The sequence below is a fragment of the Methylorubrum sp. Q1 genome (assembly GCF_004683995.1).
GTDB lineage: Bacteria > Pseudomonadota > Alphaproteobacteria > Rhizobiales > Beijerinckiaceae > Methylobacterium.
Genome location: NZ_SRHQ01000055.1, coordinates 1 through 7,388 on the forward strand (window position 1 = coordinate 1; position 7,388 = coordinate 7,388).

Consider the following 7,388-nt stretch of genomic DNA (forward strand, 5'->3'; position numbering starts at 1 on the left):
GCCCGCACCGCCAGCGCCCGTACCGGCACCCCCGCCCCCAGCACCGCCGGCGCCGCCGCCTTGTGCGAGTGCGGTCGCCGCGCCCAGCATCAGGATCGCCGCAGTCGCCGTACTGCGAAAGAACTTCGTCATGTTCCGTCCCCGTCTTCTCTCGGACACCGACCTGGCGCCGAATACGGGGACGCAACGGCAAGCGTCGGAAAACCGTTCCCGTTGGTGACTCTCCGAGTTATTCTTTGCGACAAGCACCGGAACGGGCGAGCGGATACGGTAGCGACCGGAAAAATCCGAAGTAAAATCGATCATGTGTTTGCAATGATCGAAACGGCGACGATGACATCGTGATCGACTCATCGCATGCCGCGCTGCGGTTCTCTCCACCGTAATCGGAGTGCCGCGGTGTAGCGGCAAGGATGGCATGTCGGCCCTCCCCGAGGAGGGACTGACCGAGCCGAGCGATCCGAGGCCGGGAGCGCAACGTTCCTTGGCATCTGTCACGGAATGGCCGCATACCGCGTCGGTGCTTGGCCAGCCTCGGCTAAATATTGTCCATTGATAAGGGCTCACGGCCGCTCGAGGGCTGGATCATCAGGGGAAACGCATGCTGGATACCAGCGCCGCCGCGCCGCCGCTCGACGAGGCCGCCGACCGCCGCCGACGCATCATGGCCATTGTCGGTTCCTCGTCGGGCAATCTCGTCGAGTGGTACGACTTCTACTGCTACGCCTTCTTCGCCCTCTACTTCGCCCCGGTTTTCTTCCCGGAGGGCGACGACACCGGCCAGCTTCTAAAGTCGGCCGCGGTCTTCGCGGTGGGCTTCTTCATGCGGCCGATCGGCGGCTGGCTGTTCGGGCGCATCGCCGACCGTCTCGGGCGCAAGACCTCGCTGATGATCTCGGTGCTGATGATGTGCGGCGGCTCGCTCGCCATCGCCCTGCTGCCGACCTACGCGACCGTCGGCCACCTCGCGCCGGTCCTTCTCGTGATCGCGCGCATGGTGCAGGGCCTCTCCGTCGGTGGCGAGTACGGCACCAGCGCGACCTACATGAGCGAGGTCGCGACCAAGGGGCAGCGCGGATTCTTCGCCTCGTTCCAGTACGTCACGCTGATCGGCGGCCAGTTGCTCGCCTCGCTGGTGCTCGTCGTGCTTCAGAGCTTGCTCACGGCCGAGCAACTCACGGCCTGGGGCTGGCGCATCCCCTTCGTCATCGGTGCGCTGGCGGCGGTGGTCGCCCTGTTCCTGCGCCGCTCGCTCTCCGAGACGATGAGCGCGGAGAACAAGGATTCGAAGGAAGCGGGAACCCTCTCCGGGCTGCTCAAGCACTGGCGGGCTTTCGCCGTGGTGCTGGCCTATACGGCTGGCGGGTCGCTGTCGTTCTACACGCTCACGACCTACATGCCGAAGTACCTCTTCAACACCGCCCGTATGGACAAGGTGACCGCATCGCAGGTCACGACGGTGGCGCTGTTCGCCTACATGGTGATCCAGCCCTTCTTCGGCTGGCTCTCCGACCGGATCGGCCGGAAGACGAACATGCTGCTGTTCAGCGGCCTCGGCATGGTGATGATCGTGCCGCTGATGACGGCGATCGGCACCACCACCGACCCCGTCCTGTCCTTCTGTCTCATCATGACCGGGCTGGTCGTGATCAGCTTCTACACCGGCATCAGCGGCATCGTGAAAGCGGAGCTGTTCCCGACCCAGGTGCGTGCGCTCGGTGTCGGCCTGTCCTACGCGGTGGCCAACTCACTGTTCGGTGGCACGGCGGAGGCGGTCGCGCTTTGGCTCAAGCATGTCGGCGCGGAGACCAGCTTCTTCTGGTACGTCGCCGTGATGCTGGCGATCTCGTTCATCGCTTCGCTGATGATGCCGAACCCGAAGCGCCACGGCTATCTCGACGGGGACGGCACCGTCGAGGAGGCACTGGGGCGCAAGGCGAGCCCGGTTCTGGCCTGATCGGCGCGAGCGTGTCGTTCTGGATATCGATCCAGAACGACACGCTCGCCTCGTGTTTGCGCATTGTCTTTTCCCGAACGCCGAGAGCCACCGCTCGGGACTGTGCTTGGGCTCAGCCGAGGCGCAGGATCGCCCGCGCCTCGGCCGGCGTTGCCGGCCGGGCGCCGTGCTCGGCGCAGATCCGGGCGGCCAGACGGACAAGGTCGGCATTGCCATCCGCGAGCCGCTCCTTGGAGAGGCGCACGTTGTCCTCCAGGCCCGTGCGCACGCCCTGCGCACCCCGCGACACGGCCCAGCCCATCACAGGGCTCTGGAAGCGGCCGATGCCGAAGGCGCCCCAGGTCGCGCCCGGCAGCAGGCGCCGGGTCTCCGCCAGCAGGATGTCGAGCAGGTGCGGGTCGGGCGGCAGGGCGTTGCGGATGCCCATGACGAACTGCAGATGGGGCTCGGCGCCGATCACGCCCTCGTCCACGAGGCGGCGCGCGTTGTGGATGTGAGTGAGGTCGAACACCTCGATCTCCGGGCGTACGCCCTCGTCCTGCATCCGCCGGCCGAGCGCCGTGAACGAGGCGGCCGGGTTCTCATAAACTCCGTCGCCGAAGTTGACCGAGCCGGTGGTGAGCGAGGCCATATCGGGCCGGTGGATCAGGCAGGCGCCCCGCTCCGTCGGATCGGGCCCCGCCCCGCTCGTCGAGAACTGGACGATCATGTCCGGGCAATGCCGCCGGATGCCCGCCTGCACCGCCGCGAACCGGTCGGGATCGAGTGACGGACTCTCGTCGTCCTCGCGGACATGGATGTGGGCGAGCGCCGCCCCGGCCTCGTAGGCGGCGTGCGTCGATTCGATCTGCTCGGCGGGCGTGATCGGCACGGTCGGGTTGTCGGCCTTGCGGGCGACCGAGCCGGTGATCGCGACGGTGACGACGACGGGTCTCATCGCGGCCGGTCCTTCAGCCCAGCGCCTGTTCGACCGCGCGGCCGCAGGCCTGCGTGTCGGCGCTGCCGCCGAGATCGCGCGTGCGCAAAGTCCGCTCTGAGAGAACCCGCTCGATGGCGGCAACGATCTCGGCGGCGGCCTCCCGCTCGCCGAGATGCTCCAGCATCATCGCCCCCGACCAGATCTGGCCGATCGGGTTGGCGATCCCCTGGCCGGCGATGTCGGGGGCCGAGCCGTGCACCGGTTCGAACACGGACGGATAGAGCCGATCCGGATTGATGTTGCCCGAGGGCGCGATGCCGATGGTGCCGGTGCAGGCGGGCCCGAGATCGGAGAGGATGTCGCCGAAGAGATTGGAGGCGACCACCACATCGAACCGATCCGGGTTCAGCACGAAATGCGCGGTCAGGATGTCGATGTGGTACTGGTCCCAACGGATATCGGGGTAGCCCTCAGCCACGGCCCGCACCCGCTCGTCCCAGAACGGCATGGTGATCGAGATGCCGTTCGATTTGGTCGCCGAGGTCAGGTGACGCTTGGGCCGGCTCTGCGCCAGCTCGAAGGCGAATTTCAGCACGCGATCGACGCCGTGGCGGGTGAACACCGATTCCTGGACTGCGAACTCGCGCTCGGTGCCGGCGAACATCCGCCCGCCCGCATTGGAATACTCGCCCTCGGTGTTCTCGCGGACGACCCAGAAGTCGATGTCGCCGGGCTTGCGGCCGGCCAGCGGTGACGGCACGCCCGGCATCAGGCGCACCGGGCGCAGATTGACATATTGGTCGAACTCGCGCCGGAACTGGATCAGCGAGCCCCAGAGCGAGATGTGGTCGGGCACGCGCTCGGGCATGCCGACGGCGCCGAAGAAGATCGCGTCGTGGGAGCCGATCTGCGCCTTCCAATCCTCGGGCATCATCCGCCCGTGCGCCTCGTAGTAGTCGCAGCTCGCGAAATCGAACCAGTCCTGCACGATCTCGAAGCCGTGGCGGGCGGCGGCCCGCTCCAGAACCCGAACGCCCTCCGGCATGACTTCCTTGCCGATGCCGTCGCCGGGGATCACCGCGATCCGGTAGCTGCGCTTCGTCCCGCCCATGGTCGTCGCCTCGTGCCCGCCCCCGGCGTCTCACTTGCGCCAGCGTCTCGCGGCGTCAATGGCGGGAGGCGACAAGCGGGGTCTTTGCTTGCGGGCGGGGGGCTTCAGGGGACGGACATCGGAATTGTCGAGGGCGGCGGCTCAGTTGATCGAGCCGGTCGTCTCGCCGGAGCAGGTCTCCTGAGCGCGGGCGCGCAGGACGCGCTTCAGGCGCAACGGCTGCGAGCCGTCGGCACCGTGCAGCGTGCCGACCAGCGCGTCGGATCCGGCCGTGCCGCGGAAGCTAACGAGACCGGCGCTCGTCTCGACATGAAAGGCGACATCCTTCGTGCTGTCGTCGATCACGACGGCGGTCTCGATCGGGGCCGGCAGACCCGCCCCCTCGTAGACGAGGTTGTCGCCCTTGGGCCAGCGCTTGAGTGTGATGCGCCGGCCGGCCTGCGCGCCGTCCGCCGGCATCGTGCAGAGGTCGGCGTAGACGTAGGTGCCGGAGACCCAGCTCGTGCGCGCCTCCGCCGGCGGGGGGGCGAGACCGGCTAGCGGCAAGGCGGCGACGAAGCCAGCGACCAAGCTACCGCGGAGCCCGGAGCGTGCGAGGCGGCCGGCTGACGACATGTCGATCCTTTCCGTCCGGCACCGAGTCGGCGCCCGGAACAGAAAGGCTCAGGCCCTGCCCGGTTCCGTTGCCGTCTCGGTGCAAGGTGCGCGCCAGCACGTTCCGGGCGTCACGCATGGGCGCCTTGCCAGGCCTCTAGGCCCGCCTGGTCGAGGACGGCGAAATCTTCGTCGCTCCGGGTGAGGGTTGCGCCCGCGGCATTCTCGGCGAGGTGGCCGGGATCGCCGGTGCCGGGGATCGGCAGCATCACCGGCGAGCGCTTCAAGAGCCATGCGATCGCGACCGCGCTGCCGCTCGCGCCGAGACGCCCGGCGATCGATTCCAGGGCCGAACCGGGGCCGGCCAGCGATCCCTTGTCGAGGGGCGCGCACGGGATGAAGCCGATGCCGTGCCGCTCGCAATGCGCCAGCATTGCCTCGCTGGTGCGATCGACGAGATTGTAGCGGTTCTGCACGCTCGCGACGGGGAAGAACTTCTGGGCCGTCTCAATGTCCTCGGCCGAGACCTCGGACAGGCCGACATGGCGGATCAACCCCTCCTCCCGCATCCGGGCAATCGCCTCGAACTGCACCTCGCGGGGGCAGTCCGGGCCGATCCGATGAAGCTGCCACAGGTCGATCCGCTCGAGACCGAGCCGCCGCAGGCTCATCAGCACGCATTGGCGCAGGTAATCGGGATTGCCGACGGGCTGCCAGATGTCGGGCCCGTGCCGCGTCAGGCCGCCCTTGGTCGCGATGACGAGCCCCTCTAGGGATAAAGCGTCTCGCGGATCAGATCCTCGCTGACGAAGGGGCGGTAGCTGTCGGCGGTGTCGATCAGGTCGATCCCGAGGCCGGGTACCGCTCGCAGGGTCGCCTTCGCCTTGTCCCGGTCGCGCGGATCGCCCCAGATGCCGGGACCGGTGATGCGCATGGCGCCGAACCCGAGCCGGTGAACGGTGAGATCCCCGCCGATCGCGAAGGTGCCCGATGCCTCGTCGCTCGTCGTATCCGTGTTCCTCTCGCAGCATTCCTTCTGACGGGAGAACCCGAAAGCCCGCTGCCAGGTCCGTTGCCGGCGCGAGGCGCCTCAGAACTCGCGGATCAGCCGCAGGGCCGCGACGAGCCCGGCGTCACGGTCCGTTCGGAACTCGACACCGAGGCCGGCCTGGAGGCTCGTCAGCTCCGTGAGCCGGCGGTGGATCTGGGGAATGACGAGGGCGCGGGTGCGGTCGTCCCCGGCGATGTCCTGCCTCAGGTTGACTTCGAGCCCCAGCACCGTCTCGGGATCGAAGTCGTAGAAGACGGAATGGTTGAGGAGCAGTGAGGTTGGCCCGAACTGACGCAGGCCGACCTGCCGCAATCCGGCCATGCTCAGCATGCTCCAGCGCCCGTCGAAGCGGTATCCGGAGATGTAGAGCAGCGAATTGCGGAACGTCGCGCTTCCGCGCTCGACCTGGCCGATATACTGCCAGCCGTGGATCCAGCGCCCGCCTGCCCCCGTGCCGAACGTGCCCTGAAGCGCGAACTTGACCTGCGTCAGGCGTCCGTCCTCGAACGGAAGCTCCAGCTCGAACGACTGGCCGTCGGCATAGGCGTATTCGAGTTCGGGCGCCCAATCCGTCGGACCCCGGCTCAGGGGCCGCATCGTCAGCACGTTGATCTCGCGCTCGCCCGCGCGCGCGCCGAGCGGACGGAGCAGATCGAACACCATCGGCTCGGGGATGCGCGGGCTCTCCGATGCAAGCGGCTCCGCCCGTGCCGCCCCGGGCAGGGCAAGGGCGGTCAGGACGGCCGCGATACGCCCGACCGTCGCCGCGCGCGGACCCGACGCAGGGCGGGCCGCCTGGCGGACGGGCCGATCGATGAGGCCTCGATGGGATCGGTGCGGCACCGGTCTCAGGGTCCGTGCGTCTCTTCGCGTGACGTCCGGCGGTCGCGGGACCGGACGTTGGTAGACGCTGGCGGGTGGCAGGCCAATCCGTCCGGGCAGCATGGCGGCGGACGTGAGCGGACATGAAAAAAGCGCCCGCTCGGGGGAGCGGGCGCGAAGTCGGCAGGAGGCAGAGGACGGTTGGCGGGGCCGGAACGGTCCCGCCGTCATTTGCGAGGGGATCAGCCCTCCTTCTTGCCGAGGGCCACGGCGACGAAGCGGGTCTGGCCCTTGGCGCTCTTCACCCGCATCAGCACGGCCTTGCGGCCGTTCGACTCGGCGGCGCGGATCTGTGCCTGGACGTCGGAGGGCTTCGAGACGCTGGTGCCGGCGACATCCAGGATCACGTCGCCCTGGGCGATGCCCTTGGCCGCAGCCGGGCCGTCGGGATCGACATCCATCACCGCCACGCCTTCGTCGCCGAGGCCGACGTCGTTCGCCGGCGCAAGGCTGAGGCCGAGGCGCGGCTGGCCACCGGACGAGCTGTCGCCGCGGCTCGCGACCTTGGCGTCGGTCGGCAGCGTGCCGAGTTCGACCGTCGCAACGTCGCTCTTGCCGCCCCGCAGATAGGCGAGCTTCACCTCGGTGCCCGGCTTGAGGCCGGCGATGCGGCGCGAGAGGTCGCGGGCATCGTTGACCGGGGCCCCGTTGACCGACTCGATCACGTCACCCGATTTCAGGCCGGCCTTGGCGGCGGGGGTGCCGTTCTCGGCGTGATCGACCAGCGCGCCCTTGGCCTTGTCGAGGCCGAGGCCGTCGGCGATGTCCTTGGTCACCGGCTGGACCTGCACGCCGAGATAGCCGCGCACCACCTTGCCGTCGCTGCGGAGCTGATCGACCACCGTCTGCACCGTCTCGGCGGGGATCGCGAAGG

At 68.6% G+C, this 7,388-nt stretch carries 6 protein-coding genes and 1 pseudogene; 1 reads left to right on the top strand and 6 read right to left on the bottom strand.

What is annotated here, in order from left to right; all coding sequences use genetic code 11:
- Nucleotides 1-601 precede the first annotated feature (601 nt).
- Complete coding sequence (locus E4V01_RS24900) at nt 602-1,957, top strand: MFS family transporter (protein WP_135300235.1); 1,356 nt, start codon at nt 602-604, stop codon at nt 1,955-1,957.
- 112 nt (nt 1,958-2,069) lie between these two features.
- Here the strand turns inward: E4V01_RS24900 and E4V01_RS24905 are convergent, their stop codons facing one another.
- The 6 genes and pseudogenes from E4V01_RS24905 to E4V01_RS24930 form a co-directional block, all read right to left on the bottom strand.
- The gene (locus E4V01_RS24905) at nt 2,070-2,894 is read right to left on the bottom strand and encodes a 3-keto-5-aminohexanoate cleavage protein (RefSeq protein ID WP_135300236.1); all 825 of its coding nucleotides are present in this window, start codon (nt 2,892-2,894) and stop codon (nt 2,070-2,072) included.
- A gap of 13 nt (nt 2,895-2,907) precedes the next feature.
- The gene (locus E4V01_RS24910) at nt 2,908-3,987 is read right to left on the bottom strand and encodes a tartrate dehydrogenase (RefSeq protein WP_060771931.1); all 1,080 of its coding nucleotides are present in this window, start codon (nt 3,985-3,987) and stop codon (nt 2,908-2,910) included.
- 141 nt (nt 3,988-4,128) lie between these two features.
- Nucleotides 4,129-4,602, bottom strand: coding sequence for a hypothetical protein (locus tag E4V01_RS24915; protein ID WP_135300237.1), 474 nt, complete (start codon nt 4,600-4,602; stop codon nt 4,129-4,131).
- Nucleotides 4,603-4,712: 110 nt separating this feature from the next.
- Nucleotides 4,713-5,557 (bottom strand): annotated as a pseudogene (locus E4V01_RS24920) (aldo/keto reductase).
- Nucleotides 5,558-5,671: 114 nt separating this feature from the next.
- Complete coding sequence (locus tag E4V01_RS24925) at nt 5,672-6,295, bottom strand: hypothetical protein (protein ID WP_245517707.1); 624 nt, start codon at nt 6,293-6,295, stop codon at nt 5,672-5,674.
- A gap of 401 nt (nt 6,296-6,696) precedes the next feature.
- A partial coding sequence (locus E4V01_RS24930) for a PDZ domain-containing protein (protein ID WP_135300238.1) occupies nt 6,697-7,388 on the bottom strand: 692 nt, incomplete at its 5' end.